The organism is Exiguobacterium sp. UBA6309, from assembly GCF_002439205.1.
Classification (GTDB): Bacteria; Bacillota; Bacilli; order Exiguobacteriales; family Exiguobacteriaceae; genus Exiguobacterium_A.
Map to the genome: position 1 here is coordinate 180421 of NZ_DJTL01000027.1, position 23250 is coordinate 203670.

The following is a 23250-nucleotide window of genomic DNA, read 5'->3' on the forward strand; positions in this document are numbered from 1 at the left end:
TCGCTTCCTTTCCGACAGTGAGTCTTTCCTTATTCGTCGTCGGTTTTCACTTCCCCTGCTAACGGGGTCGAAAGGAACGATTGTTTATACCAGCGCTGTAAGGTATCGATATCCGTTCGTTCAAAATAAAGCGCGTTAAAAGCAGTATTGCCCCGTAGTTGAATCTCAATCCGGGCAATCTCCTTTGCTTCGAGCCAGCGAGAAACGGACCAGGTCAATTCCTCGATTTTCAGTCGTGGCGTATAGACGGTCTCTTTTTGGACCCATTGTTTGCGTAACATCAAGAGATCGTGGCCGGTTCCGAAACGGGTCTTTCGGTAACCGCTACGCACAGCGAAGTAATAGAACGGTAACCAGATGAACAGAAGCAAGATCAGGAAGCGCCATGAGGAATCAAGGACGATGATGAAGACACTGCTTAATGCAGTAAACAACAGCGCATAACCGAGTAACGGCCAACGAACCCGGTAGCGAAAGCCAATCGGTGCGACTTCATGCTGCGGGCTGAACTGTCGAAAGCGCGGCAGATATGTCGCCAGAAACGGATCAATCTCGTTCGTCCGGATGAACGGATGGAGCAACAGTCGCTCCTTCTCTCCGGTCGCCGAGATGATGTGCAAGGACAGGCTCGCTCGTCCGATCAAACGCTGAATCCAGCTTTCCTGAATGACGAGGGCTTGAATCTTATCAGCATGAAACGCGACCTCGGTCCGGTTCAACATCCCGTACCCGATCAACAATCGGTTGTGTTGCAAGACGGCACGGTACGAACCGTATTTCAAGATATAGACGATGATTGAGCCGATGTAGATGACGAGTAAGACGAGTACGCCAAGTCCCGTCAAAACGAACAACGATAAATGAGCGAGTTCTGAGAACAGTCGATCGACATAACGTTCAATGAACTGATCGATGAATTGATAGGCGGTCCCGATCCCGACGAGCGCTAGTCCGACGCGTCCTGACAAGGCACCGGCTAATGCCAAATCGCGGACAGGGATCGTATAGGCGACTTCCGCCTGTTGTTCTTCGACGACGAGCTGTCCCTCGTTTTTGATCGACGACTTCAGTTCTTTCGCAAAATCAAGACGGATCCCCTTCAGTTCGACTTCCGGTGTTCCGCTCTCAGACGATGTCTCGACGGTCAACGTCGCAAGACGCAACAGTCGTTCGATGACGTTTTGCTGAATGCCGATCGACTCGATCCGTTTACGTTGCGTCGTCCGTTCACTCTTTTGGAAAATTCCTTTGCGGACCCGAATCGTCTCGGCATCAATCGTGAACGTATAGAAATACCAGGAGGCGATCCCGTATAAGAGGACGAACACAATCCCAACACTGATCCCGATCCACGTATAGGTGTTGATCTCGCCTTTTCGGATCGCATTTAAAATCAAGGCGGCGAACGGAATCAGGAGCGAGCGGATGATCGAGATACTCGACATCACGATGAACAGCGGGTGGACGCGCCGGGTCATAACGATTCCTCCTCCCGCTCCTCGAGTTTCGCGAATCGTTCGACTTGTGTGCGTAGCGCGTCTCCTTGAGCACGATCGAGTCTTGACAACGTGACGAAGCCGGATGCCGTTCGAATATCAAGTGTGATCAAATCATAGCGACGCAGAATCGGTCCCGTTTGGCTATCGATCAATTGCACCTTGACGAGCGGCACGGTGACTTCGCGGCGGAAGAAGATGCCGTTGCGGACGACGAGAAATTCCTCATCGATGCGATAACGCATATACTTCAAGCGAAGAACGGGTATGTAGACGATACGGGGAATGAAATAGATCAGCCAAAGCAGACCGACGATGCCCATCCACCAAGGTGTCAGGTCGAGCCACATGACTTGAGTAATCGTCGTTCCGATCAAGATGACGGCGATTAAGCCATGTAACGGCAACAATCCGAGCCGTTCTGCTCGAATCGATCGTTCTGGCAGCGTATGCCATTGTACAGTAGACATCAAAAAACACTTCCTTTCGTTTCCATTTACGGTTAAAAACGTCGCTTGGTTTCAGACAGCGGTTGACATTTTGTTTGATTTCATCGCATATATAGAAGTGAAGAACTGTAACACCAAGGAGGAACCATGTTAACTTTTGAAGAAAAACTACGAATTATCGAGACCTTCCCACAACTCGTCCGAAAAGATGTCTCGCTGAAGCGCGTCAATTTCCAATTTCCGGACAGTCAGTATGAGAAGAAGAATCTCGTCTATCATTTGCATCCGAACGGTAACGGCTTCGTCTATGCCGCTGGTCTACCAGGTTATGAAACGGACGAAAAAGGTTTCGTCAACATCCGTGAATTCTCAGAACCTGCTTTAATTCTCTTATTAGAAGATGCAATCAAAGCACTCTCAACAGTCCAATCGGTCGAAACACTCGAAGAAACATGGGTCAACGATAACCAGTTCGAATTGACGTTGCTCAATGAAGACATCGACACGTGGCTCGTCTACGCCGGTGATCTTTTAGACGGTGCATTCAACTCGTATAAGGAAGCAGCGAACTATCTTGAAGAAGAAGGCTTCCGCCGTAAATAAGACAATGAGCGATCCGGTTAATCCGGGTCGCTCATTTTCATGACGAGACGATTCAGTGCCGCTTTGACGACGCGTAAGTCTTCTTCATCGACGTCGAGTGTTTGGACGAGATCAAGCGGAACGGTCTCTGCTTGTTTCCGTAACGCACGACCGGCATCTGTCAAAAAAATCTGGATGTGTCGTTCGTCTTCCGGCTTACGGACGCGTCGCAACAAATCTGCTGCTTCGAGTTTCTTGAGTAACGGCGTCAACGTACCGGAGTCAAGATGGAGCCGTTCGCCGATGGCTTTAAGCGATTGTCCCTCCTCCTCCCAGACGACGAGCATGACGAGATATTGTGGATACGTCAGACCGAGGGGTTCAAGTAACGGACGATAACGACGCGTGATCTCACGCGAAATCGCATAAAACGGAAAACAGAGTTGTTCATCTAAAGCTAACGGGTTCATAAAAAATTCCTCCTATCGTGAGCAAACGAGTTGCATTTCGATTTAAATTGTATACAATCTAATTGTAAGCTACTTATTTGAATCTAACAACGAAAGGGAGTTACACACATGAAACCAATGTTCACATCATCTGCAACAGCTGTCGGAGGTCGCGACGGACGCGTCGTATCGGAGGACGGAATCCTTGACGTCGCCCTCGCAATGCCAGTACCAGGATCGAAAAAACAAGCAACGAACCCAGAACAACTCTTTGCTGCAGGATATTCTGCTTGCTTCGACTCTGCCTTGAACATGGTCGCTCGCAAACAAGGGATCAAACACGATGGCAGTGAAGTCACAGCACACGTAACGTTAAACGAAGCAGCTGACGGATTCATGCTTTCAGTCGAACTCGATGTTCTCGTCCGCGGGATCTCAGAAGAAGCTGCGGCTGAACTCGCGAAAGTCGCGCATACGGTCTGCCCTTACTCACGTGCAACTGCTGGAAATATTCAAGTCGACGTCTACACACGTACGACTGACGCAGAATAAGTGTAGCATTTCTAGCCAGTCTGAGGTTTACTCTCAGCTGGTTTTTATTTTTTGTTATAAATTCGGTAATTGAAATAATTTCATTTTAGATGATAAACGGTTGCTCTCATGAAAAGAACAACCGCCCTTTTTTAAAGTTGATGGACCGATAAGATGACGAGTTCTCCGGATACGGTGACATAATAGGCATCCTCGAACCGATAACGTTCATTGTGTTCTGCGTCATAGACGGTGACCATTGGTTCCGCGTTGTCTCCAACCGCTTCGTGTAGATAGAAACGTCCGCGTAAGACACGTTCGAACGGTTCTTTATCAAGGAATCGGGCACCGTTGCGTAAGTTGATTACTTCATGATGGTGCTCGGAACGGTCATTAACGATGAAGATCGTCGACTCAACGTCATCGTAAGTGAAATCGAGCGGTTCATAGTCACTCCACTGGATCCGGGCGACCTCTTCGACACTCGCTTCCGTATCGATCCGGTAAAAGATTTCTTCGTTCAGACGATCGGTATAGGCACTGAAGATAAGATGCCCTTCTTGTTCCCCGAGATATTGGACGGTGTCCCCTTCCCCATCTAATTTCAGTAGTGTCGCAAATGATAAATGTTCGACACCTTGTTCAATCTCCTCAATCAAGGTCGACAGTGGTGCGATCAACAGACTTTCGGAGTGATCAATCGGATCTTCTGGTGAGATGACACCACTTTCAAGGGCGTCATAGAACGAGAACTCATCGAGCCGAGCGTTACAGACGATGTACTCCTTGTCTTCGAGCGTGACGAGAAAGAAATAGAGTTCCCGGTAATTCTCCGTCATCCCGTAGAGCCGTGGATCGCGAATCGTCTGCCGTGATTCGTCCTTGACGTCATACAAAAACGCGGACGTCGTATCCGTCGTCTGCAAGAATACGAGATAGTTGTCATTGAGCACCCAGTAGAGCGTCAAATCCCCTTCGACATAAAACGACGCAATCTGCTCGCGTTTCCCGGACAAGAGATCGAGGACGAGCACTTCCGTCTCCCCGCCTTGCTCTTGCGTATGTTCATTCAGACAATAGACCTTTCCATGACGAACAAACGGACGAGTTGGTCCGTGATCCGTCAAAGCCTGCTGCGTCAGATCGACTTGTTCTTGATCTTCAAGATCATACCGACTGATGTGGTAACGGGCGTCATCGAGGCGACGTCGAAAATAGATCGACGACGGTGTGACATGCAAGACATCCATATGATCGGCAGGTAAAGCACGGGCATCCACTATTTCCATTTTCAATCTCCTCCTGAACACATACTACTTGTCTTTTTCCCACGAATCGTACTGCTTCAAACAGGGTCTTCTTGTGCGTTTAGTGAAGCAGAGTGCTACAATATGGCTAGATGACTACAGGATGAGGAAGGTGCAAAACGGTGCAATCACAAGATTTGAATACGATGATGCTCGAATACGTCAATGATAAGGAAGAATATGATGCCTATGCCGACAAGTTGAAGATGCTTCTGTCCGAGCTGTTAGACGCGGCAGGCATCAAATACCACTCAATCGTCGCCCGGACGAAAGACTCCGAGAGCCTGTATCAAAAGGTCTTACGGCAACCGAATAAATACCGTTCGCTCAAGGACGTCCATGACTTGACCGGGATCCGGATCGTCACCTATTTCCATGACGATGTCCGGGAAGCGGCACGCATCATCGAGAATGAGTTCGCGATCGATCGTGATCAATCGGTCGATAAGTCGACCTTGCTCGATACGACTGAATTCGGTTACCTCTCGGTCCACTTCGTCGCGTCACTCAGTGAACAGCGGCTTGCCTTAAGCGAGTATGGACGTTTCAAGGACTATACGGCAGAGATTCAGATCCGCTCGATCCTTCAACATGCGTGGGCCGAGATCGAGCATGATCTTGGATATAAAAATCCGAACAGCGTCCCGGCAGAAGTCCGGCGTAGCTTCAGTCGGGTGGCAGGATTACTCGAGATCGCCGATCAGGAGTTCGTCAACATCAAGAAGCAATTGAAACAATTCGAAGACGAGACGGTCCAACAAATCTTGTCTGATCCGCATCAAGTCCGGATCACAGCAGATAACTTGAATTACTTCATCGACCACTCCCCCGTCATCAGCGAACTCGACAAACGTCTCGTCACGTCACAAATGATGCTCGATTCCGATCAACAGTTGATCAACGAACTGATCCGAATGTTCCATTACGTCGATATCCGGACGTACGGTGAACTGATTGAAGCAGTCTCGACACATAGTCCGCTCGCCTTACGTTGTGCAAAGGTCATGCCGAATCCATTCCTGCCTCGTCAAGGAATCGGGATCGCCTATATCTGTATGGCATTGACGATCGCTGGTGAAGATACGCACCGCATTGACTACTTCTTCCGCCGTTTTTATCCGGAGTTACGCAACGTCGAAGAAATCGTCGCCCGTGTCGTCGAGTCAGATGATTCAAGAGAAAAATATTGATTAAACTAAAATTTTTCACTATACTAAATCACGAGTGAAAGAAACTACGGTATAGAAAGAGTGAAGGATACATGGCAACTACACTAGAAGTAGCACAACGCGATCAGTTGATCGTTGATACGGAAAAAGGATTACGGATGAACTACCGCGCGATCAAAAAGGACGTGCGTAGCATGTTTACGACTTACTTGACACGTAACGAGTTCTTCATCTTAAAATCACTTTGTGCGAACAGTCCTCAAATTGCTTCAGCGCTCTCGCAAGAGTTCCAATTTTCAGCAAGCATGATTACGGCTCTGGCAGACGAATTGACGAAAAAAGAGTTGATCTCACGTGAGCGGAGCGAGCTCGATCGTCGCGTCGTCGAACTGCGGGCAACACCGAAAGGCATTGAGCTTTACGAAAAACTCGAGTCGATGAAGATGGATTACCTTGCAGACGTCTTTGAGGACTTCTCGGATCAGGAACTGGAGTTGTTCCGTTCGCTCTTAACGAAGCTTGAAAAAACAGTCTAAGCTGTTCGATGGAACGGATCCGGTCAAAAGCGATCGGATCCGTTTTTTAGTAATCGATTAGGAGGAAACACGATGTTTGATTTCGAATCAGTGCAACACTTACGAAAGACGGGACAGTATGAAGCAGCAAAGGAACTCGTCCGTCAGTATGTCGAGATAGCCCCTAACGATCCGACGGTCCTCTATCAGATGGCTTGGTGTCATGATAGTCTTGGTGAGGAACAGGCTGCTGTCCCCTACTATGAACAAGCACTTGCGCTCGGTCTTGCTGGTGAGGACCGCTTGCAAGCTCATATCGGGCTCGGAAGTACATACCGCGTCATCGGTCAGTTCAAACAAGCATCAAGCGTTTTCCGAAGCGCGTTGCTTGAATTTCCAGACGCCCACGCCTTACAAGCATTCCTCGCGATGACGGAGTACAACCTCGGTCAAGTCAATCAGGCTGTCGGTCGGTTACTCAAGAGTCTTGCTGCGACGTCGTCGGACGCCTCGATTCAGACATTTAACCGGGCACTTCGTTATTATGCCGATCATTTGGACGAGATCGTTACGGAATAAAGCAACAGTTGACGATGGATTGGTTTGCACAGCATAATGTAACAGCCAAGCGGACTCGCTTTTGGCAGGAAAGGAAGTTAATGATGTCATCAAAAAAAGTATGGACAGTAGAAGGTTATGAAGAACAAGGGCAAGAAAAACACGGTAAGGCAAGTAAGTCAGAAACCTATACGACTGAAGCGGATGCTAAGAAAGCCGCTAAGAAGATGGCGGATCAAAACGATCATCTCGACGTCTACGTGATTTATACGAATACGGTAAACGGTAAAACTGAAGAACGGTTCTTCAATTCGAACGGCAAGTATAGTGAAGAAGGATTCGAATGGTAATCTTCCTTTTCATTTAAAGGTCCACTCAAAAAATAATGGATTCGTTTCTCTTCAAGTGAGAGACGAATCCATTTTTTTAGTCATGATTTTGCCTCTCATACCAAAGCGGTATTTCACACTGAAACCCATCGTGGTCTCGGATGATCCGCTGAACGCGTCGTTGCATTGCCTCCAATCCGTCTACATCGAACCGTTTTGCCCAGACGAGAGACGAGAAGACGACCATCGCCATATAGAGGCTGTAGATCTGCCAAAAGTTAGACGGTACTTCGCTCTCGAAGTATCCATCGATCATGTGACGGGCAAAGACGGGACTCGTCTCGACTTGAAACAATCCACATTTGACGAAGTCATGCCACGGATCGCCGTAATCATGGTTCCCGTAATCGAGGAAGGCACAGAGATGTCCATTCTTAACAAGAAGATTATCAAGATGGACATCGTCATGTTGCAGTTGATTCGGACGCTCAGCTAAAAGGGAAAGCCTTAAAAGGATGAACCGATCGAGTCGCTCGATCCACTCTGGCTCAAGCAACCCATTAACCGCTGCGCGATAGCGGTCATGTTTCGCCTGACAAGGTTCTTTCCATGCCGCCATCCCGCTCGGTGCTATCACGTCATGAATGCTTCTCAACGCTCGCCCTGCCTCCTGACCGAGTCGAGGAGCTAATTCTGGTGACTCGAGAAGCACGCTTCGGACGGTTCGTCCGGGTAGGTATGGATAAATGCCGTACGCGGTCGTCGCAGTCCGTCCGGTCGCTAGCGGTAAGGCGTGAGAAATCCCCTTTTGTTCTGGTACCATTAAAGCCGCCTCTCGTTCAAACTGACGACTTAATGGGTCCGTCACGACCTTGACGATGTAGTGTGTTGTTGCCGTCTTGACGAACCAGATGGCTTGGTGCGAGCGTCCGGCAAGCCGTCTAACGCTATCGATATCGGTCAGTAATGGATGATCTGGTAGCATGAAGACTCCTTTCTGAAGACAAAAAGAGGACGCTTACTTGCGTCCTCTTCGTCATGCCTGTGGGATATAGCTGGCAATGATCTCAAGCAGATCGGCATACGCCGTTTCGAAATCGATGTTTTCGATCATATAATCGTAGTGATCGCGGTCTTTCCACGCTTCCTCGTAATCGACGAGTCGCGCTTCGAACTCCGGTGTATCACCTCGCATCAACAATCGCTCCTTCATCAAATCGGGTGGGACCGAGACGAAGATCGTAATGACTTGGTCACCAAACAGACGTTTAAAGTTTGCTGCTCCTTTTGGATCGATGTCCTTGATGACGATTTGATCCTGTTCGAGGACATCGATATACGCTTGCCGTGGTGTTCCGTACCACGCGCGATGAACATGGGCGTATTCGATGAACCCGTCCTCTTGGATCAGTTGCTGGAACGTCTTGACATCGACGAAGTGATAGCTTGCTCCATCAATTTCCGTCGGACGTTTCGGTCGTGTCGTCACTGACGGGATGAACCGGACGTGTGCGTATTCCGTCCGCAGACGTTTGATTAGGGAAGACTTTCCGCTGCCCGATCCACCAATCAAGAGAATGATTTTACCTGACATCGTTTTCCCCCTATTGTTGTGTCGTGAAATAACCTGTAAAGCGGAGCGCGAACTGTTCTAGTTCACTATCAACGACCGTCCCGTATATTGGTCGGATGACGATCAAGTAGCGTTCATACGAGATGATCCGGGACGTCTCATTACGTGTCATCTGGACTTGGGCTTCCGGGTAACTCTCAACATAGTACCAATCGACCGCAATCCGTTCATCGGATGGGGTCTCATAGATCCAAGTCACCGTCGTTCCATTAGCAGGAAGGGTGCTTTTCAAGGTGAAGCGCTGAATCTGCTTCAATTCACGTTTCGCTGATGCAAGTCCTGCCTCATAATTCGCAGGACGCATCGGTGTCGTCGTCACTTGCTTCGGTTTTGGTTCCGGCAAGCGGGCAAAGCCAAGCTGGAGACCGACGAATAAGGCGACGAGCGACAAACTGATGACGAATACGTATTCCTTGCGCATCCCTTCCCCTCCTCATCCTTCGAGTGTGTCGCGCATTCCTTTTGGATCATTGACGATGACGGCGTCAACACCGATCGTTTGCATCTGATGGACATCGGCGATCGTCTTCGGGGTATAGACCCGAACCGTGACGTCTTTTGCGTGAGCGAACGCGACATCCGCCTCCGTCACGCGTCGGTAATCGGGATGAATCCCCGTCGCACCGATCCGGAGGGCTTGTTCTTCCGGATGATAGATCGGATAGGGATACAGAATCGCCGTCTCGACGCTCGGGTCAAGCTTGCGAATCAGAGCAACCGAATAATGGTTGAACGAACTGAACAACAACCGATCCGTCGCAATGCCGTGCGCCGCGCAACGCTCGAGGACATACGCCTCAATGCCATCATAGCGAATCGTATCCGTCTTCAGCTCGATGTTGAGCCGCAGTGTCGCTGGTGCGAGGATTGCGAGTACTTCGTCAAGCGTCGGAATCTTCGTCTTGATCGCTTCTCCTTTGAAACGTGCTCCGGCATCGAGTGCTTGCAGTTCAGCGACCGTCATGTCGATCACACGCCCTGTCCCGTTCGTCGTCCGGTTGACAGTCTCGTCATGAATGATGACACCAACACCATCCTTTGAGAAATGGACATCGAACTCGACACCATCGACGTCGTCTTCGATCGCAGCGGCGATTGCTTCGAGCGTGTTCTCAGGAAAACGGTCACTGACACCGCGGTGTGCAAACCATAACATCAGAGTGCCTCGACGACACGCGTGTATTTCTTCGTCAAGTAGTTGACGAGGGGTGCGACCGAGATCGATTGACCCGTTGCTGCTTCGATCAGTTCAGCCGGTGTCTTCGATTTCCCGTGACGGTGAATGTTTTCCTTCAGCCAGCTTTTGATCGGTGCGAGTGTACCAGCTGCAATCAGACCATCGACGTTTTCGACGTCACGACGAAGCGCTTCGTTCAATTGTGCCGCGTAGACGAGACCGAGCGCGTAACTTGGGAAGTAACCGAACGATCCACCTGACCAGTGGACGTCTTGTAAGACGCCTTTATCGTCACTCGGGACATCGACGCCGAGATACTCTTTATAGAGACGGTTCCATTCTTGCGGGAGATCCTTCACTTCGAGTTCTTTCGTCATCAGGCGTTTTTCAAGCTCGTACCGAATGATGATATGAAGGGCATATGTCAATTCATCGGCTTCGATCCGAATGAGTGACGGTTTGACTTCGTTGACCGCTGCGTAGAAGCGTTCAAATGGGACGTCAGCAAGCGACGGGATTGCTTGTTGTAGACCATGATAACGTGCTGATAAGAAGCCTTGATTACGTCCGATGAAATTCTCGAAGAACAGTGATTGTGATTCGTGGATCCCCATCGAAGCACCTTCACCGAGACCAAGTGAATCGAGTTCCGGTTCGATACCTTGCTCATACGTCGCGTGCCCGGCTTCATGCATCGTGCCGAAGACGGAGTTCCGGTAGTCGTTCTCATCATATTTCGTCGTGATCCGCGCATCCTTCCGGTTAATCGTCGTTTGGAACGGGTGAACCGTCTCATCCAATCGACCGGACGTGAAGTCATAACCGATATCACGGAGCCATTCTTGATTCAAGGCGATCTGTGTCTCGCGGTCCGCTGACCAATCAAGCGTCGGGAAGTCTTTTCCTTCGAGTTGACTGAGCAAACCAATGATTGCTTGACGGAGTTCCGCAAATAATGGATCGAGTGTTGCGACCGTCATCCCTGGCTCATAGTCATGCAGGAGCGCGTCATACGGGTGCACATCATAACCCCAATACTCGACGAACTGGCGTTCCATCGCGACGATTTTCTCGAGATATGGTTCAAACATCGACCAATCATTCGCGTCCTTCGCCTTTTCCCAGACACTCTCGGCTTCCGAAATCAACGTGATGAACGTTTGATACTCGGCTTCTGGAATCTTCGAGTCGCGATCGAATGCTTCTTTTGCTTTCGCGAACGAGATCGCTTCGATGCCCGTCAGCGTCTCTTGCTCCATCGCTGCCAGTAATTGTTGGTACGTTTTCCCTGTCCGGCGACGGAAGCTCTCTGTTGAGAGGAATCCGATCGAAGCGGAACGATTCGCTGCACCTTGATCCGGCATATATGTCCGCATATCCCAGTATAGTAATGCGACGGCTTCTTCGTATGCGCGAAGACCATCAAAATGGTCGCGCCATTGTTGTGTCGTTGACATGATTATAGACCCCCTTGAAGTATGTAACAGTGTAGCATTTTTAGCATATCACAAAATGTTCAAAACTTTCACACACGAATGATTTTTGAAACTTTTCCCGTCAGATAAGCGTATAATGACCATACGATCAAGCAGAGCGAAAGGAAGTGGCAACAGTGAAGACAGACGCTGAGATAGCCGAGTTGATTCAGTTGAAAGAAACGGGACCGGTCTGTACGATCGAACATCTCCCAAAAGAGCTCGACTGGATCGGCACCGGTCGTAGCGCCTATGTATTCCGGGTTCGTGGCACCGACCGCGTCATCAAGAAGTTCTATCCGTCATTTCGTCCTCTCGCTGAGTTAGAAGGTGGCATTTATGAACAACTGACGACGTTTTCGACGTATGCGAGGATGTTCGAATATGGACCCGATTACCTTGTGCTCGAATACATCGAAGGACAAACGTTATTCGAATGCCTCGTCAGCGGGACCTATATTCCAGAATCCGTCTTGACGACTGTCGATGCAGCGCTAGCAGAGGCACGTGCCGTAGGTCTTAATCCATCAGATATTCATCTACGCAATATTTTGTTAACGGCAAATGGAGCACGGATCATCGATGTCGCAAGGTTCCGTCAAACCGAACCGTGTACACAATGGGATGATTTGAAGAAAGCCTACCAGTATGTCTATGCAAAACCGTTCTTCCCGAAAAAACTGAGCGAGACGTTCCTCAATACGATCGCTGATGTCTATAAGGGACGCTTGTTCGAATCGATTCGAAAGACCGGTTAATTGAAAACGCGATGCTCCTCCTTGTGAGGAAACATCGCGTTTTTTCGTTGATTATTGGACGCGATGTGAGACAGCATCCGCAAAACGAAACGTATTCTTACCGTCTTTTTTTGCGGCATATAACGCACGGTCTGCCTGTTGAATGATTGTTTTTAGCTTAATGGTTTCATCATCAAATAGCACGATCCCGATGCTGGTCGAGACAGCGTATGGCGTCTGCCATGTTCCAAGTTTCTGAAGGAGCTGCTGCGCAATTCGTTCGTACTCCTTTTTCGTCTTCTGATGGGTGAAACGAATCAAGAACTCGTCTCCCCCGATCCGGACAGAAAACGCGTCTTCATAAGAACGTGTACTATCCTGTAGTCGTTTCGCGACGTCGATCAAGACTTTGTCGCCGGTCTCATGCCCATACACGTCGTTCACTTGCTTGAATCCGTCAAGATCAAGATAAAACAGCGCACCGGAATGTTGCTGTTCCGTTTCCCACTGTCTCATCAAATAACGTCGGTTATACAATTGTGTTAGCGTGTCCTTCCAAGCAAACTGTTCGAGCTCAAGGTAATACGAAAATAGTTTCGCGATCCGTTGGAGAAGTTGAATGCTCTTCTCTTCGAATTGACTTGCTTCATAATGGACAGCGCACAACGTACCAAAGGGTTGACCATTCGTTAAGCTGATCGGAATCCCGAGATAGGACTCGATCTGTAACGCTTTTAATGCGTCCTGCATATCTTCTAAGCGCTCGTCATCGCTGATGGACTCATACCAGATGGGTTCGTTCTTTTCGAAATTGATGTGACGACAAAGTGTCTTTTCCATCTCGAACACTTGTCCTGCTCGAATCTCGATTCGTTGATGATCATTTGAGAGTCGTAAAATCATCTGTTGGTTTTCTTCGATCGTCGTTAAATACAACAATTGGTCAGGTAGAATCTCTTTCGCTAATTCCAATACATCATCTGCCAGTTCGTTAAAATTCCGATACAGTGTCATTTCTTGCAACGTATCACACCTCATTCGTTATTCGTTCTTTTTATATCATATATTTCACGAAGCAGCCCATCGATTGCACAATCCTTATATTTTCCAGTCGCATTGCGAATCATCACCCATACAGTCCTTCTTGAATCATACCGACCTTCTGCATGATTCCTCCTGGAGCTTTATCGATATTATGGGCGACTGAAACCTTATAAAGGAGCGTTTCTTGAAAACCAAAGGCAAGGACTGCAGCTAATGCATCGCTACCATTTCCATTGTTCCACAATCCGTTCTAAACATCGCTTCCGTATCAGACAGTTGGATTTTTCGTAATAAGAGTATTTTAGTATGTAACGCCGTACTCCCTTGAAACTGTTTCATTTTATTTTTGTTATAATAAAGGTATTTGAAATAAAATAATTATGAATAAACAAGTCGAAAGACGATCATGCTTGCGACAGCTAATAGACGTATATTCGTCTCACAATCAAAGTGAAGTTGTGTCCTGTGTCGTGAACTCGTCGCAATGCAGTCCCCGTTCTGATGAACACCGATCTTTCTCGTGACTGTCGAGGAACGAATCTGATACTCCTGACCGGCATACGAGACGAGTAAGACTTCTTGTAGCCGCAATTGCTGACGAAGTGCCGGATCGGTACGGATTGTACCGACGTCACGTCCATCTTTACGAATCACGAAATGTGTCGTATTGCGAAGCCATTCCGTTCTCGTTTCTTTAATTTGAAGAAGGGTTCCTTCTCCGTCGAACGTTACATCGAGGAAAAACGATTCAAACTTCTTGAAGCGCACAAGGATCGCCTGCCACCACGTGGCATAACGTCGTGAGAACGTCAGCCATTGTTCATGCGCGAGAAAACCGTATTCGTCTTTTGCGTCGCCCGGTCCGCTAAGCGAACGGACACCTCTGCCTCTCGTCTACGATAACGCAAATCACACCGGATTTGCCACCATTCGACTCTACCGTTCAAGAAAGCGACGACGGTTAAACCAAGTAATCCGTACACCTCACGTGGAGCGAGTTCCCCTGTCGTCAGGTAATGTCCGATCAAAGCGAAAAAGCATAAAACAATCAATAATAGACTCTGCACCATGAACCTTCCACACCTCCAACTCTATTTTTCCATAAAACGTCAAAAAAGTCCTCCTTTCACATGGAAAGGAGGACTAAATCAGAGGGTCGCGGCGACTTCTTGTAAATCATCCGCTGTCTCAGCAATCGCTTCTGCAATCTTACGCATGCCTTCGATCGTGCCGGCGACATCCTTCGTATCAGTCGATAGTTCATGAATTTGCCGCGAGACATTGTCGGTCTGTTCCGAAATCCTTGAAAAGGCACGGACGACTTGTTGCATCTCTGTCGTCGTCCGGACGACCGCTGTCTCCGTCGTTCCCATCCGCTCTGAGACGACGAGCATCTTTTGCGTAATCTCTTGGGCGATCCGCGACGTCTCTGTTGCCGACTGTTTACTCTCTTCGGCAAGCTTCCGAATTTCTTGCGCAACGACGGTGAACCCGCGTCCCATCTCCCCGGCACGTGCCGCTTCGATTGAGGCGTTCAAACTGAGTAGATTCGTCTGATCAGAAATCGTCGTCACCATCCCAGCGATCCGTTCGATTTCCTGCGACAGACGAGACAGTTCAGCGACTTGTTCGGTCGTCCGTGATAAATCTGCAACGACATGCTCAAAGCGCCGTGTCTCTTCTTCAACCAGGACGACGCCCGCTTCTGCTTCACTGACCGCTTCCGTCAACTGGATCGAAATCGCGTTTGTCGTCGTTGAGACGTGTTTGGCGTGCCGTTCAATCTCTTGGAAGTTTGCTGACGACTCCTCACTCATCGCAGCGAGTTCCTCGGTCGATTTTTGAACGCCATCCCCGACGTGATGTTTTGCTGTCGCGATCGCTTGGCGTTCTTCATCGATTTGATCCTCATACATCGTCATGACGATCTGTTGTTCGAGGTTGAATAGTTTTCCCGCTGCCCGCATGATTCGGACACGCTCTGCTTCCGGCCAAGCACTGTCGTCAATCTTCTCACTGAGAACGTTCCAGACTTTCTGGAAGGCAGCGATGTACCATTTATTGTGCAAACCGATCCGAACATGCCGTTCAGCAATCCGGCGCCGGGCTTCGATGTAGTCCATTGTCACCTGACCATCGAACATTTGTAAGATGTGCCGAGCGAGGGTGCCTTTCAACCGTTCAAGTTTCGAATGTTTTTCAATCAACTGACGGAGAGACGGAACCCGGATTAACTCCTCGTAGAACGCATCGACCATGCTCGGCATCCAACGGGAAACATCCTCGCGGATGACTCGTGCAATTTGTAAATCGATGGCGTGTAGACCGATTAGACGTAATTGTTCATGTAAGGATGCTGGAACATTCAATATGACATGAGTGCGTTCGACTTCAATGAGCGCGTCAAAGGAAGGTGAAGGTGATTTCTTAAACCAATTCATATACTCATCTCCTTGTTTTAATTTCATTTCACCTCTTATATCGTCACCGTTGATTGACCTTTAAAGGGATACGTTAGTCTCTTTCTACATGTCATGGTAATTGCATGTTGGAATATTTCGGACATTTTAAAGTTCATACGATCATTAATCATGTAACTGTAATACTAGGTTTTTCATTGTGACTTCCCGGATATAAAAGAGCTATGCGCGTAAGAAACTTGTGGTGAAGCTATGCTATTCATGAACATCTCAAACTTGAAAGATTAATTTGGGAGAGGTAGTGCTGATTACGGAAAAAAACAAATAAAGGCTTTTCATCCCACTTCCGAGCGGAAGCGGACGATGCGGGTCGTAACATTTCATGGAGTTCAATTTTTGCCGGTGTGGTATCATTCTTATCTTTATTGATTCTTTTCAGTCTGATTGGATCGGCAATCGGTCTCGGCGTCACGGACGTCACGTCGTATAACCCGTTCGATGGCGTCGGAACAGGCTTGATCATCTGGGCGATTCTGTCATTGCTCATTTCGTTATTCGTTGCCGGATTCGTTCCTGGTGTGACGTCAGCTCGACCCGGTCTCATTCACGGATTTTTGACTTGGTCGACGAGCGTCATCCTCTTGTTCGCTCTCTTGTCGTTTACGACCGTCAATACGTTACAATCGGTCGGTTCATTACTCGGAACAGTCGGTGGAGATGCCGGTAGCGGCATCGAGTCTGTCGCGTCGACTGCAAAAGACGCTGCGACGAAAGGGTTCGACTCCGTTACGAAAAACGTCTCAGATATCGATACGAAGGAACTCGATGAAAAGAAAATCGCTGACGCAGTTGCGAAGAACACGGATCTTACAGGCGCCGAGGCAGATAAAGCGACGCAAAACATTGTCGATGGTTTAAACACGGCAACAAAAGAAACAACGCATCAAATCAATAATGCGAAACAAACATTTGACGAGAGATCAGCTGACTTGAAGAAAACGGTTCAAGATGTTCGTCAGCAAACGGAACAAGCGACACAAACGGCATCGAAAGTTTCGATCTGGTCGTTCGTCGGTCTCCTTCTGACACTGATCTTCACGTCGTTCGCTGGGATTGTCGGTTCACGCGTCGCAACACGCGGTCGTGTCATGAATAAATAATGATTCCTTATAAAACTGATTCCGCCATGGCAGAGTCAGTTTTTTTGTGTGGTAAGACACTCTCATTGACTGCCCATGAAATTTCCTGTTACAGTATTACCTAACGACCGTTAGGAAGGTGATTTATCTGAAAGCACAACAATTATTACAGACGAGCATCCATCATTTTGCAGCGCACGGCTATGAAGGAGCATCGCTACAAGAGATCGCAACAGAAGTCGGTATCAAAAAACCGTCCATCTACGCGCATTATAAAGGCAAAGACGACCTCTTTCTGCAAGCGACGACATATGCCTTGCAGGAACAAAAGCGTCGTTTCGCTACGTATTTCACAAAAACACGACAGCAACCGCTCGAGCAATCCTTGCACGGCTTCTTCGATTGGTTCATATTAGAGCAGCAGGATGATGTCCTGATGCGATTCATCCTTCGGGCAGCCTATTTTCCACCAGAAAAACTCGAACAAGAGATGACCGATCGCTTCAACCCATTCTTCGATTCACTGCATGATTTATTGACGCGTCTGTTACGCGAACGTGACCGAACGGAACAGATTTTCTATTCGACGGACTACAAAAGTGCAGCGCTTGCTTATTTGACGGTCGCTGAAGGTACGCTGACAGAACTTGTCTATAACGGCGTCGACGCCTTTCATGCTAGACAGCAAGCCGTCTGGCCAATCGTCTGGCGTGGCATGTCGAAAACGATTCCAAACAATTGAGGTGACCTATGCAAAACAATACATTGATTTTAAGTACACTCCTGCTCAACTTATTCATCGCTTTTCTCGGAATCGGACTTGTCATTCCTGTCACACCGACGATCATGAATGAGTTAAGCATCTCCGGGGCGACGGTTGGTTACATGGTATCTGCCTTCGCCTTCGCGCAATTGATTCTGTCCCCGCTTGCAGGACGTGCCGTCGATAAGTACGGACGCAAGCCAATGATCATCATCGGTTTATTCATCTTTAGCATGTCTGAGCTCTTGTTCGGTCTCGGTCAACAGGTCGAAGTCCTGTTCGCGTCGCGGATTCTCGGTGGTGTCAGTGCGGCCTTCATCATGCCAGCTGTCACCGCTTTCATCGCTGACATCACGACGAACGAAACCCGTCCGAAAGCGCTTGGCTATATGTCTGCCGCCATCTCGACCGGTTTCATCATTGGACCCGGGATCGGCGGGTTTCTTGCTGACCTCGGCACGCGGACGCCGTTCTTCTTTGCTGCCGCGTTCGGTCTGACGGCAATGGTGTTATCTATCTTTACGCTCAAGGAACCTAACCGTCATTATGAGGCGACGACCATCAAACAACAGACGGGTTTTCGGAAAGTATTTAGTCCGCTCTATTTCATCGCTTTCCTAGTCCTATTGATCTCGTCGTTCGGCCTCGCCTCGTTCGAGTCCTTGTTCGCGCTGTTCGTTGACCGGAAGTTCGGTTTCACGGCAAAAGATATCGCGCTTGCGATCTCCCTTGGTGCGATTGTCGGTGTCATCGTCCAAGTCGGGCTGTTCGATCGTTTGACACGTTGGTTCGGTGAGATTCGCTTGATCCGTTACAGTTTGATCGGTTCGACGTTGCTCGTCGTCTTGATGACGTTCGTGACGAACTATGTCTCGATCATTCTCGTGACGATGGTCGTCTTCGTTGGCTTTGATTTGATGAGACCTGCCGTCACGACCTATCTTTCGAAGATTGCCGGGGATGAACAAGGTTTTGTCGGTGGAATGAACTCGATGTTTACGAGTATCGGGAATATTCTCGGACCGATCGTCGGCGGATTATTGTTTGACGTCAACCTTAACTATCCGTTTTATTTCGCGACGATGATGCTTGCGGTCGGTATTTTACTGACATACTTCTGGCATGCACCACGTACTGAAGTAACTGAATCGGATCGTTTGTCTTCTTAAAAAAACAGCCCCGTTCCCATCACTGGAAGCGGGGCTGTCGTTATGTCAGTAATCGTTCGTGTAATTGTTCAGGCGTCGGTACCGTATAGGTCGCAACCGTCTCATTTGTTCGTTCGTTGATCAGACATGTGGCAATACCCGCACGATGTCCCGCTAAGACGTCGAGTTCCCGGTCCCCGATCATGATCGTCTCGTCTAGAGCCATCTGATGCCGATGAATCAAGTACGTGACAGCTTCCGGATCCGGCTTACGGACGAAGCCATGTTCTGCAGTCAGGATGTCTTGAAAATGATGCGTCAATTCGTGTTTTGCAAGCAACGCATGAATGGATGTTCCGCGATGGGTGACGATATGATGCGTCGCACCACTTGCCGATAATGTCTCAAGCAATTCATGAATTCCTGGAAACGGACCGGACCGTTCGCGCTCGATCGTCGCCTTTTGTTGTTTGTAGTTCGTAATGAACGCTTCGGACACCGCAAACGCCTCATACATCGTCTTTGCCGAGATCGCCATCAGCTCAGCGACACGTTCTCGATCGACCGATTGCCCCTCGCTCTCGAGCATGTCCACGAAAACATCGATCAACACCGGATAGGTATCGAACAAGGTGCCGTCAAAATCCCAAATGAAGTGTTTCAACATCTGCCTCTTCCTCTCCCACTTTCTTAACACCAACAAAGACGGCTTTCCCGTCCATCTCGACCTTCCAGTCGTTGTGATTAAGTCCTTGACCGGAGACATGGATTCTCACCTGACCTGATCGTCCTATCTCATGTCCTTGCTCGACGGTGATCATCGTTTCTGAGACGGATGGCTTCATGAATTTTCGGTAATAGACACCCATCACACCACTCGCCGTTCCTGTTACCGGATCTTCGACGCTACCTGATCCCGTTGCTGAGAAGCGACGTCCGTGTAAAGTCGCCTGCGCATCATATGTATCGAAACAGATGTGGTGAATCGATGCTTGAAGATAGTCAGTCAAAACGGATGCAAATTATTGATGATCTGGAATCATCCGTTGAAAATCGACGTGACGGCGAATCGGCGTTTAAGACGACTCCGGCTGGATTACCGGTTCCTGGTGTCGTCGTAAATACATCATAGTGCAATAGTTGAATCTTTTGTCTCCTCCTGTCCAATTTTCAAATCACGCACCGTGTTGTTATGTGTCTTTGATTTCTGACATCCTGATTTCATGTTTATTAGATAAGTCTAACAGAACAGATGAAAAAACAAGGACGAGACGCCCTTGCCTTAGGATGATTGCATTTGTTGCCAGTCGTCTTCTTCATAAATCGACTGGACCCATTCGATCGGTACATAGAGGGACCTTGCAATCGCTTCGTCTGTTTTACCCAGTTTTCGCAACAGATGGACGATTCGAATCCTTCGTTCGAGCTCCCGGTTATCCGGTATCAGTTCAGGCATCATCTTCTCTTCTCCTTTCCACTGAATCGGCGATGGTGTTTTCATGATGATACCCGATTATTATCTGAATATTCCGATTGGTGCATAGAAGCAAGGATTTTTGATAAAGTTCCGAGAAAGATAACAGACAGGAATTCGATTCATTTTGACGAATGACTAGAAGGTAGACGCACCGATCACGAAGTCATGCGTCAAACAAACAGATTAGGAGCATCTATATGATTAAATCAAAAAAACGGTTTCAGCTAGCGATCGGTTTGCTATTGATTGGTGTTTTTAGCGGGATTCTTTTTGATGTATTGGGCTACTTTCCGCACGCGACAGCGTATCTATTGAGTATTCCGATCGCTTCCCATGACACGGAATTTCTTTTAGGATGGATCGTTACTGGTGTCACGATCGCAGGGCTTGTTTTGCTTCCCTTGTCCTTACGACGACATCACGTCATTACGATGTTCGTATGTCTCATAGCCATCATTGTAACGCCGCACGTCATGTAATGTTTGCGAATGGCTCGCTTCATTCCCATTGCAATATAAACCAATTTGAATGGATCGCTTACGACTACGCCAATGGATCGTCTTGATTCATTGGCTTTTTCTCATCTAAAAAGTAAAGTCTACTTTACAAAATGTAAAACAGACTTTACAATACAGATAACTGGAAAGGAGGTCGCTGGATGAAGCTGACGAATCAAGTCCGGATTTACCGCCAACAACAGAAGTGGACGCAGGAACAGTTCTCTGAACATATCGGCGTGACACGCCAGACCGTCATCTCGCTTGAAAAAGGCAGCTATACGCCATCCTTATTACTCGCAATGCAAATTGCTCGCGTCTTCGATCGACCAGTGGAGGAATTATTTCAATTAGAGGAGGAGTCTTGATGAACCGCGTCATAACCCAATCTGTTTTAAATTGTTGTCTCTATTTTTTAGCTGCGTCTCTCATCAGTGCGATTCATGACAAACTTCAATTATTTCAAGATGATCCTGTATCCGGTACCGGTCTGTCGTTTGAGCTCGATCTCAGCATCATGCTGCCACTGGTCATCATCGCTATTGTCGTCTCATGCATTGGCTATCTCTCACGAACGGATCGCTCCCGGTCATTTTCAAAATGGTCGACGTCAACAGCAGAATTCTCTGACTCGGACGAACGAGAAGCCCTTATCACTGGTAAGGCGACCCGCGCGGCGTACGTTGCTTTTTTGATCAGTCTTCCTATCCTGATGATCGCCTTTTTATTTGAACAGCCACTACTTGAACGGTATCCCTCGTTTCCGTTTTATGCGATCGCGCTCGTCCTATCGGTTGGAACCCTTACCTATATGACCGCTTGGATCGTCCACGTTCGCCGTTAACATCGTTGACGAAGGACTATTGAGTTTGCAACTGCACCGGATGGTCCGTCAGTTGACCCTCTTCGTGATACACCGTTTCCCTAGCATATACATGTGACCGATTACAATCCGACAACAATGCCACAATGCTGGCATATTCTATCTAGATGGGAGGTTAATATATGCAGGCGACGCACCACTCATTTAATACGCAACGTTACCACATTCGTCCGGCTCGTCTTAGTGATGCTGAAGCACTTGCTGTACTACGTCAAGCACTGGACGCGGAAACGGAGTACTTCGACCGGATGCCAGGTGAGGACGTGATGACGGCGACCGATTTCGTTGATCAGTTACACAATTCATCGGTTCCGGATCAAATCCTCGTCGTTGAACGGGAGGAACAACTCATTGCTTACGCCAGGTGTCGTGGATTTGCATTAAAGCGCTTTGCTCATAAAGCATCGTTCGGCTTAGGTGTCCTGCGTTCGGATTGGGGACAAGGAATCGGCACCCAATTGACGATCCGGATGATCGCTTGGGCGAAGACGCAGTCGCTTCTGAAAATCCAACTCGAAGTCGTCGAGACGAATCACGGGGCGATCCGACTCTACCAACGTCACAGTTTCCTAGAAGAAGGACGACTACGCCACGATCGGTTGCTGTCGGACGGCTGTTATTATGATACTGTCCTGATGGGCTTAGCATTATGAGTTTTTCATTATCGATCGCGACGTATAACATTTGGCATCATCCATACAAGCGTCAGGAACGGTTTGCGGCATTGTGTGCGGAAATCAATCAGCATCAACCGGATGTTCTTCTTCTGCAGGAAGTGATGTCGACGTTTCATCCGGATGAACCGTTCGTCTCAATCGCCGAACATCTCGCAGAGGCGACCGGTTATCCTTATTGGATGATGGATCCTTATATGGATTCACCGGATGAAGGACTTGCCATTTTAACGAAACTGCCGTTTGAGCGAACGGATTCGAGTGCCGCAGCGACAGCAAACATCAACCATCACTGTGCGATTCGGATTCCGTTTTCGATTGAAGGTGTTCGATTTGCCGTGACGAACATTCATTTCAACTGGCGTGCTTCAGACATTCGACTCGATCAACTTCGATTCGTCAACGAATGGATTGCCTCACAAACAGATGACGCGACGGTCGAGTTCCTTGGTGGTGACTTTAATGATTGTCCAAATTCTTCTCTGCATCAAGCAATGCTTAAGAGTGGGTCGATCTCGCTGGCAGTTTTGCGATGCGGACCGGTCAACTTGCTCCTGTGACTCTTGATCCTATGACGAATTCGTATGCTAAAAAGAATGACGGAATCACGACATCTGCCCGGTACGATTGGTTATTGTGTCAACGCTCACCGGCACCAGTGACCTTACAACGCGTTCAATTGATCGGACATGAACGACTGCCCCATCACGTCATACCAAGTGATCATTATGGTGTCCTGGCTCATATGACGATTCACTAAAACGACGAGGCTGACTCAAAAAAGAATGACGCGTCTTT

General features: G+C 48.4%; 33 protein-coding genes. 16 read left to right on the forward strand and 17 right to left on the reverse strand.

Features of this window, described 5'->3' with window-relative positions:
• Positions 1-29: 29 nt before the first annotated feature.
• Positions 30-1478, reverse strand: coding sequence for a PH domain-containing protein (locus B3M90_RS09950; protein WP_290783881.1), 1449 nt, complete (start codon positions 1476-1478; stop codon positions 30-32).
• Positions 1475-1966 (reverse strand): PH domain-containing protein, encoded by a 492-nt coding sequence (locus tag B3M90_RS09955; RefSeq protein WP_035408021.1) that lies wholly within the window; start codon positions 1964-1966, stop codon positions 1475-1477. Before B3M90_RS09955 ends, B3M90_RS09950 begins: the two co-directional genes overlap by 4 nt.
• 126 nt (positions 1967-2092) lie before the next feature.
• Between B3M90_RS09955 and B3M90_RS09960 the strand changes: the two genes are divergently transcribed.
• A complete protein-coding gene (locus B3M90_RS09960) occupies positions 2093-2548 on the forward strand; it encodes a hypothetical protein (RefSeq protein ID WP_023468294.1) in 456 nt (151 codons plus the stop codon).
• Positions 2549-2565: 17 nt separating this feature from the next.
• On the opposite strand, the gene B3M90_RS09965 is transcribed toward B3M90_RS09960, so the two are convergent.
• Positions 2566-2997 (reverse strand): MarR family winged helix-turn-helix transcriptional regulator, encoded by a 432-nt coding sequence (locus B3M90_RS09965; protein WP_023468293.1) that lies wholly within the window; start codon positions 2995-2997, stop codon positions 2566-2568.
• Positions 2998-3105: 108 nt separating this feature from the next.
• On the opposite strand from B3M90_RS09965, the gene B3M90_RS09970 reads away from it, so the two are divergent.
• Positions 3106-3528, forward strand: a complete 423-nt coding sequence (locus B3M90_RS09970; RefSeq protein WP_023468292.1) for an organic hydroperoxide resistance protein — start codon at positions 3106-3108, stop codon at positions 3526-3528.
• Between the two features lie 131 nt (positions 3529-3659).
• On the opposite strand, the gene B3M90_RS09975 is transcribed toward B3M90_RS09970, so the two are convergent.
• On the reverse strand, positions 3660-4796 hold the full coding sequence (locus B3M90_RS09975; RefSeq protein WP_214853733.1) for a Six-bladed beta-propeller, TolB-like protein: 1137 nt from the start codon (positions 4794-4796) through the stop codon (positions 3660-3662).
• A 140-nt stretch (positions 4797-4936) separates the two neighbouring features.
• On the opposite strand from B3M90_RS09975, the gene B3M90_RS09980 reads away from it, so the two are divergent.
• The 4 genes from B3M90_RS09980 (at position 4937) to B3M90_RS09995 (ending at position 7406) form a co-directional block, all read left to right on the forward strand.
• Positions 4937-6004, forward strand: a complete 1068-nt coding sequence (locus tag B3M90_RS09980; RefSeq protein ID WP_290783884.1) for a GTP pyrophosphokinase — start codon at positions 4937-4939, stop codon at positions 6002-6004.
• A 71-nt stretch (positions 6005-6075) separates the two neighbouring features.
• The gene (locus B3M90_RS09985) at positions 6076-6519 is read left to right on the forward strand and encodes a MarR family winged helix-turn-helix transcriptional regulator (RefSeq protein WP_035397402.1); all 444 of its coding nucleotides are present in this window, start codon (positions 6076-6078) and stop codon (positions 6517-6519) included.
• A gap of 72 nt (positions 6520-6591) precedes the next feature.
• Positions 6592-7077, forward strand: coding sequence for a tetratricopeptide repeat protein (locus tag B3M90_RS09990; protein WP_290783886.1), 486 nt, complete (start codon positions 6592-6594; stop codon positions 7075-7077).
• Between the two features lie 83 nt (positions 7078-7160).
• A complete protein-coding gene (locus tag B3M90_RS09995; protein ID WP_035408028.1) occupies positions 7161-7406 on the forward strand; it encodes a hypothetical protein in 246 nt (81 codons plus the stop codon).
• A 76-nt stretch (positions 7407-7482) separates the two neighbouring features.
• Here the strand turns inward: B3M90_RS09995 and B3M90_RS10000 are convergent, their stop codons facing one another.
• Genes B3M90_RS10000 through B3M90_RS10020 form a run of 5 tightly spaced genes read right to left on the reverse strand, consistent with a single transcriptional unit; the run spans position 7483 to position 11652 of the window.
• Positions 7483-8370, reverse strand: a complete 888-nt coding sequence (locus tag B3M90_RS10000; RefSeq protein ID WP_290783888.1) for an aminoglycoside phosphotransferase family protein — start codon at positions 8368-8370, stop codon at positions 7483-7485.
• A 51-nt stretch (positions 8371-8421) separates the two neighbouring features.
• Positions 8422-8979 carry a guanylate kinase gene (locus B3M90_RS10005; RefSeq protein WP_290783890.1) on the reverse strand — a complete coding sequence of 186 codons (558 nt, stop codon included), beginning with the start codon at positions 8977-8979 and terminating at the stop codon, positions 8422-8424.
• A 10-nt stretch (positions 8980-8989) separates the two neighbouring features.
• On the reverse strand, positions 8990-9439 hold the full coding sequence (locus B3M90_RS10010; RefSeq protein WP_290783892.1) for a hypothetical protein: 450 nt from the start codon (positions 9437-9439) through the stop codon (positions 8990-8992).
• A 12-nt stretch (positions 9440-9451) separates the two neighbouring features.
• Positions 9452-10174 (reverse strand): glycerophosphodiester phosphodiesterase, encoded by a 723-nt coding sequence (locus B3M90_RS10015; RefSeq protein ID WP_251137840.1) that lies wholly within the window; start codon positions 10172-10174, stop codon positions 9452-9454.
• Positions 10174-11652, reverse strand: a complete 1479-nt coding sequence (locus B3M90_RS10020; protein ID WP_290758393.1) for a carboxypeptidase M32 — start codon at positions 11650-11652, stop codon at positions 10174-10176. Before B3M90_RS10020 ends, B3M90_RS10015 begins: the two co-directional genes overlap by 1 nt.
• Positions 11653-11807: 155 nt before the next feature.
• On the opposite strand from B3M90_RS10020, the gene B3M90_RS10025 reads away from it, so the two are divergent.
• Positions 11808-12428, forward strand: a complete 621-nt coding sequence (locus B3M90_RS10025) for a serine/threonine protein kinase (RefSeq protein WP_214853713.1) — start codon at positions 11808-11810, stop codon at positions 12426-12428.
• A gap of 51 nt (positions 12429-12479) precedes the next feature.
• On the opposite strand, the gene B3M90_RS10030 is transcribed toward B3M90_RS10025, so the two are convergent.
• The 5 genes from B3M90_RS10030 to B3M90_RS10050 form a co-directional block, all read right to left on the reverse strand.
• On the reverse strand, positions 12480-13421 hold the full coding sequence (locus B3M90_RS10030; protein ID WP_290783930.1) for a sensor domain-containing diguanylate cyclase: 942 nt from the start codon (positions 13419-13421) through the stop codon (positions 12480-12482).
• A 112-nt stretch (positions 13422-13533) separates the two neighbouring features.
• The gene (locus B3M90_RS10035; protein WP_290783894.1) at positions 13534-13695 is read right to left on the reverse strand and encodes a GNAT family N-acetyltransferase; all 162 of its coding nucleotides are present in this window, start codon (positions 13693-13695) and stop codon (positions 13534-13536) included.
• A 134-nt stretch (positions 13696-13829) separates the two neighbouring features.
• Positions 13830-14105 carry a hypothetical protein gene (locus B3M90_RS10040; protein ID WP_290783896.1) on the reverse strand — a complete coding sequence of 92 codons (276 nt, stop codon included), beginning with the start codon at positions 14103-14105 and terminating at the stop codon, positions 13830-13832.
• A gap of 155 nt (positions 14106-14260) precedes the next feature.
• On the reverse strand, positions 14261-14521 hold the full coding sequence (locus B3M90_RS10045; protein ID WP_290783898.1) for a hypothetical protein: 261 nt from the start codon (positions 14519-14521) through the stop codon (positions 14261-14263).
• Positions 14522-14599: 78 nt separating this feature from the next.
• Positions 14600-15892, reverse strand: a complete 1293-nt coding sequence (locus B3M90_RS10050) for a globin-coupled sensor protein (RefSeq protein ID WP_290783900.1) — start codon at positions 15890-15892, stop codon at positions 14600-14602.
• Positions 15893-16275: 383 nt separating this feature from the next.
• Here B3M90_RS10050 and B3M90_RS10055 point away from each other — a divergent pair, with 383 nt between their 5' ends.
• The 3 genes from B3M90_RS10055 (at position 16276) to B3M90_RS10065 (ending at position 18942) form a co-directional block, all read left to right on the forward strand.
• Positions 16276-17031 (forward strand): hypothetical protein, encoded by a 756-nt coding sequence (locus tag B3M90_RS10055; protein WP_290783902.1) that lies wholly within the window; start codon positions 16276-16278, stop codon positions 17029-17031.
• A 118-nt stretch (positions 17032-17149) separates the two neighbouring features.
• Positions 17150-17752, forward strand: a complete 603-nt coding sequence (locus B3M90_RS10060; protein WP_290783904.1) for a TetR/AcrR family transcriptional regulator — start codon at positions 17150-17152, stop codon at positions 17750-17752.
• Between the two features lie 8 nt (positions 17753-17760).
• Complete coding sequence (locus tag B3M90_RS10065; RefSeq protein WP_056061330.1) at positions 17761-18942, forward strand: MFS transporter; 1182 nt, start codon at positions 17761-17763, stop codon at positions 18940-18942.
• A gap of 40 nt (positions 18943-18982) precedes the next feature.
• Here the strand turns inward: B3M90_RS10065 and B3M90_RS10070 are convergent, their stop codons facing one another.
• The 3 genes from B3M90_RS10070 to B3M90_RS10080 all read right to left on the reverse strand — a co-directional run bounded on the left by B3M90_RS10070 (position 18983) and on the right by B3M90_RS10080 (position 20422).
• The gene (locus tag B3M90_RS10070; RefSeq protein WP_214853703.1) at positions 18983-19588 is read right to left on the reverse strand and encodes an HAD-IA family hydrolase; all 606 of its coding nucleotides are present in this window, start codon (positions 19586-19588) and stop codon (positions 18983-18985) included.
• A complete protein-coding gene (locus B3M90_RS10075; protein ID WP_214853701.1) occupies positions 19560-19931 on the reverse strand; it encodes a PhzF family phenazine biosynthesis protein in 372 nt (123 codons plus the stop codon). Before B3M90_RS10075 ends, B3M90_RS10070 begins: the two co-directional genes overlap by 29 nt.
• 272 nt (positions 19932-20203) lie before the next feature.
• Positions 20204-20422, reverse strand: coding sequence for a hypothetical protein (locus B3M90_RS10080; RefSeq protein WP_290783909.1), 219 nt, complete (start codon positions 20420-20422; stop codon positions 20204-20206).
• Between the two features lie 173 nt (positions 20423-20595).
• Between B3M90_RS10080 and B3M90_RS10085 the strand changes: the two genes are divergently transcribed.
• The 6 genes from B3M90_RS10085 to B3M90_RS10110 all read left to right on the forward strand — a co-directional run bounded on the left by B3M90_RS10085 (position 20596) and on the right by B3M90_RS10110 (position 23212).
• Positions 20596-20877 carry a hypothetical protein gene (locus B3M90_RS10085; RefSeq protein ID WP_214853685.1) on the forward strand — a complete coding sequence of 94 codons (282 nt, stop codon included), beginning with the start codon at positions 20596-20598 and terminating at the stop codon, positions 20875-20877.
• Between the two features lie 179 nt (positions 20878-21056).
• Entirely contained in the window at positions 21057-21263 is a 207-nt protein-coding gene (locus B3M90_RS10090) for a helix-turn-helix transcriptional regulator (RefSeq protein ID WP_290783911.1), read from the forward strand.
• Positions 21263-21739 carry a hypothetical protein gene (locus tag B3M90_RS10095; RefSeq protein ID WP_290783913.1) on the forward strand — a complete coding sequence of 159 codons (477 nt, stop codon included), beginning with the start codon at positions 21263-21265 and terminating at the stop codon, positions 21737-21739. Before B3M90_RS10090 ends, B3M90_RS10095 begins: the two co-directional genes overlap by 1 nt.
• 161 nt (positions 21740-21900) lie before the next feature.
• Entirely contained in the window at positions 21901-22431 is a 531-nt protein-coding gene (locus B3M90_RS10100; RefSeq protein WP_290783915.1) for a GNAT family N-acetyltransferase, read from the forward strand.
• Positions 22428-23012, forward strand: coding sequence for an endonuclease/exonuclease/phosphatase family protein (locus B3M90_RS10105; RefSeq protein ID WP_290783916.1), 585 nt, complete (start codon positions 22428-22430; stop codon positions 23010-23012). Before B3M90_RS10100 ends, B3M90_RS10105 begins: the two co-directional genes overlap by 4 nt.
• A gap of 11 nt (positions 23013-23023) precedes the next feature.
• Positions 23024-23212 (forward strand): hypothetical protein, encoded by a 189-nt coding sequence (locus B3M90_RS10110; RefSeq protein WP_290783918.1) that lies wholly within the window; start codon positions 23024-23026, stop codon positions 23210-23212.
• Positions 23213-23250: the final 38 nt, after the last annotated feature.

What these genes read in the sequence shown, in the direction of transcription:
- B3M90_RS09950 (WP_290783881.1), bottom strand. Translation starts at nt 1,478, where the DNA reads ATGACCCGGCGCGTCCACCCGCTGTTCATCGTGATGTCGAGTATCTCG.
- B3M90_RS09955 (WP_035408021.1), bottom strand. Translation starts at nt 1,966, where the DNA reads ATGTCTACTGTACAATGGCATACGCTGCCAGAACGATCGATTCGAGCA.
- B3M90_RS09960 (WP_023468294.1), top strand. Translation starts at nt 2,093, where the DNA reads ATGTTAACTTTTGAAGAAAAACTACGAATTATCGAGACCTTCCCACAA.
- B3M90_RS09965 (WP_023468293.1), bottom strand. Translation starts at nt 2,997, where the DNA reads ATGAACCCGTTAGCTTTAGATGAACAACTCTGTTTTCCGTTTTATGCG.
- B3M90_RS09970 (WP_023468292.1), top strand. Translation starts at nt 3,106, where the DNA reads ATGAAACCAATGTTCACATCATCTGCAACAGCTGTCGGAGGTCGCGAC.
- B3M90_RS09975 (WP_214853733.1), bottom strand. Translation starts at nt 4,796, where the DNA reads ATGGAAATAGTGGATGCCCGTGCTTTACCTGCCGATCATATGGATGTC.
- B3M90_RS09985 (WP_035397402.1), top strand. Translation starts at nt 6,076, where the DNA reads ATGGCAACTACACTAGAAGTAGCACAACGCGATCAGTTGATCGTTGAT.
- B3M90_RS09990 (WP_290783886.1), top strand. Translation starts at nt 6,592, where the DNA reads ATGTTTGATTTCGAATCAGTGCAACACTTACGAAAGACGGGACAGTAT.
- B3M90_RS09995 (WP_035408028.1), top strand. Translation starts at nt 7,161, where the DNA reads ATGTCATCAAAAAAAGTATGGACAGTAGAAGGTTATGAAGAACAAGGG.
- B3M90_RS10000 (WP_290783888.1), bottom strand. Translation starts at nt 8,370, where the DNA reads ATGCTACCAGATCATCCATTACTGACCGATATCGATAGCGTTAGACGG.
- B3M90_RS10005 (WP_290783890.1), bottom strand. Translation starts at nt 8,979, where the DNA reads ATGTCAGGTAAAATCATTCTCTTGATTGGTGGATCGGGCAGCGGAAAG.
- B3M90_RS10010 (WP_290783892.1), bottom strand. Translation starts at nt 9,439, where the DNA reads ATGCGCAAGGAATACGTATTCGTCATCAGTTTGTCGCTCGTCGCCTTA.
- B3M90_RS10015 (WP_251137840.1), bottom strand. Translation starts at nt 10,174, where the DNA reads ATGTTATGGTTTGCACACCGCGGTGTCAGTGACCGTTTTCCTGAGAAC.
- B3M90_RS10020 (WP_290758393.1), bottom strand. Translation starts at nt 11,652, where the DNA reads ATGTCAACGACACAACAATGGCGCGACCATTTTGATGGTCTTCGCGCA.
- B3M90_RS10030 (WP_290783930.1), bottom strand. Translation starts at nt 13,421, where the DNA reads ATGACACTGTATCGGAATTTTAACGAACTGGCAGATGATGTATTGGAA.
- B3M90_RS10045 (WP_290783898.1), bottom strand. Translation starts at nt 14,521, where the DNA reads ATGGTGCAGAGTCTATTATTGATTGTTTTATGCTTTTTCGCTTTGATC.
- B3M90_RS10050 (WP_290783900.1), bottom strand. Translation starts at nt 15,892, where the DNA reads ATGAATTGGTTTAAGAAATCACCTTCACCTTCCTTTGACGCGCTCATT.
- B3M90_RS10065 (WP_056061330.1), top strand. Translation starts at nt 17,761, where the DNA reads ATGCAAAACAATACATTGATTTTAAGTACACTCCTGCTCAACTTATTC.
- B3M90_RS10070 (WP_214853703.1), bottom strand. Translation starts at nt 19,588, where the DNA reads ATGTTGAAACACTTCATTTGGGATTTTGACGGCACCTTGTTCGATACC.
- B3M90_RS10080 (WP_290783909.1), bottom strand. Translation starts at nt 20,422, where the DNA reads ATGAAAACACCATCGCCGATTCAGTGGAAAGGAGAAGAGAAGATGATG.
- B3M90_RS10085 (WP_214853685.1), top strand. Translation starts at nt 20,596, where the DNA reads ATGATTAAATCAAAAAAACGGTTTCAGCTAGCGATCGGTTTGCTATTG.
- B3M90_RS10090 (WP_290783911.1), top strand. Translation starts at nt 21,057, where the DNA reads ATGAAGCTGACGAATCAAGTCCGGATTTACCGCCAACAACAGAAGTGG.
- B3M90_RS10095 (WP_290783913.1), top strand. Translation starts at nt 21,263, where the DNA reads ATGAACCGCGTCATAACCCAATCTGTTTTAAATTGTTGTCTCTATTTT.
- B3M90_RS10100 (WP_290783915.1), top strand. Translation starts at nt 21,901, where the DNA reads ATGCAGGCGACGCACCACTCATTTAATACGCAACGTTACCACATTCGT.
- B3M90_RS10105 (WP_290783916.1), top strand. Translation starts at nt 22,428, where the DNA reads ATGAGTTTTTCATTATCGATCGCGACGTATAACATTTGGCATCATCCA.
- B3M90_RS10110 (WP_290783918.1), top strand. Translation starts at nt 23,024, where the DNA reads ATGACGAATTCGTATGCTAAAAAGAATGACGGAATCACGACATCTGCC.